1 protein-coding gene is annotated in these 2028 nt (G+C 54.1%); it reads left to right on the forward strand.

Annotated elements, in window-relative coordinates; genetic code table 11:
* Window positions 1–1924, forward strand: a 1924-nt coding sequence (psaA, locus tag IQ219_RS19180) for a photosystem I core protein PsaA (protein WP_194073672.1), incomplete at its 5' end; no start/stop codon positions are given.
* Window positions 1925–2028 lie beyond the last annotated feature (104 nt).

Consider the following 2028-nt stretch of genomic DNA (forward strand, 5'->3'; position numbering starts at 1 on the left):
ACCCAGTGCTCAAGTGGTTTGGCCCATTGTTGGTCAAGGCATTTTGAATGGAGATGTGGGCGGCGGCTTCCACGGTATTCAGATTACGTCCGGCCTGTTTTATCTCTGGCGGGCCTCCGGTTTCACCGACAGCTATCAGCTTTACTGCACCGCCATTGGTGGTTTGGTTATGGCTGCCCTAATGCTGTTCGCTGGCTGGTTCCACTACCACGTCAAAGCTCCCAAATTGGAATGGTTCCAAAATGTGGAGTCGATGATGAACCATCATTTGGCTGGTTTGTTGGGTTTAGGCTCCTTGGGATGGGCGGGTCACCAGATCCACGTTTCCATGCCCATTAATAAACTTTTGGATGCTGGGGTTGCTCCTAAGGACATTCCCCTCCCCCACGAGTTTATTTTAGAGCCGAGCAAAATGGCGGAACTCTACCCCAGCTTTGCCCAGGGCTTGACGCCGTTCTTTACCCTCAACTGGGGAGTCTACGCTGACTTCCTCACCTTTAAGGGGGGATTGAACCCGGTAACCGGCGGATTGTGGTTATCTGATACCGCTCACCACCACTTGGCGATCGCCGTCCTGTTCATCATTGCCGGTCATATGTACCGCACGAACTGGGGCATCGGTCACAGTATGAAAGAGATCCTCGAAGCCCACAAGGGCCCCTTCACCGGGGAAGGTCACAAAGGACTTTATGAAATCCTGACCACTTCTTGGCACGCTCAATTGGCCATTAACCTCGCCCTGTTAGGTTCTTTGACGATCATCGTTGCACAACACATGTATGCGATGCCGCCCTATCCCTACCAGGCGATCGATTACGCTACGCAGCTATCCCTATTCACCCACCACATGTGGATTGGCGGCTTCCTCATCGTAGGGGCCGGTGCCCATGGCGCCATCTTCATGGTGCGTGATTACGATCCCGCCAAAAACGTTAATAACTTGCTGGATCGGATGCTGCGCCACCGTGACGCCATCATTTCCCATCTCAACTGGGTATGTATTTTCCTCGGCTTCCATAGCTTCGGTCTCTACATCCACAACGACACCATGCGGGCTTTAGGCCGTCCCCAGGACATGTTTTCCGACACGGCCATTCAATTGCAACCGATCTTTGCCCAATGGGTACAGCACCTGCACACCTTGGCCCCCGGAGCCACTGCTCCCAATGCCTTGGCCACTGCCAGCTATGCCTTTGGTGGAGAAACCGTTGCCGTTGCCGGTAAAGTCGCCATGATGCCCATCACCCTGGGTACGGCAGACTTCATGGTTCACCACATCCACGCTTTCACAATCCACGTAACGGCCCTGATCCTCCTCAAAGGGGTTCTGTATGCCCGTAGTTCTCGCCTTGTCCCCGATAAAGCGAATCTCGGCTTCCGTTTCCCCTGTGATGGCCCTGGTCGCGGCGGCACCTGCCAAGTATCTGGTTGGGACCACGTTTTCCTCGGTCTGTTCTGGATGTACAACTCCCTTTCCATCGTCATCTTCCACTTCAGTTGGAAAATGCAATCCGATGTTTGGGGTACCGTTTCCCCCGATGGCGGTGTCACCCATGTGACCCTGGGTAACTTTGCCCAGAGTGCCATCACCATCAATGGCTGGTTGCGGGACTTCCTCTGGGCCCAAGCCGCCAACGTAATCAACTCCTACGGTTCTGCCCTGTCGGCCTATGGCATCATGTTCCTCGCTGGACACTTTGTCTTTGCCTTCAGCCTCATGTTCCTGTTCAGTGGACGGGGATATTGGCAAGAGTTGATCGAGTCCATTGTCTGGGCTCACAACAAACTAAATGTGGCTCCTGCCATTCAACCCCGCGCTTTGAGCATCATTCAAGGTCGTGCGGTCGGTGTAGCGCATTATCTCCTCGGAGGTATTGTTACCACCTGGGCGTTCTTCCTCGCCCGCAGTCTTTCCATTGGCTAGACTTTGAGCTGAAGTTGGGTTTTCCGGGATAAACCAGGGGGATTGGCTGAGGTTTTTAACTCGCCCTAATCTTCCCCCTGCCCTTCACCCTCCCCAGCCTTTAA

It is taken from the genome of Synechocystis sp. LEGE 06083, assembly GCF_015207725.1.
Lineage (GTDB): Bacteria > Cyanobacteriota > Cyanobacteriia > Cyanobacteriales > Microcystaceae > Synechocystis > Synechocystis salina.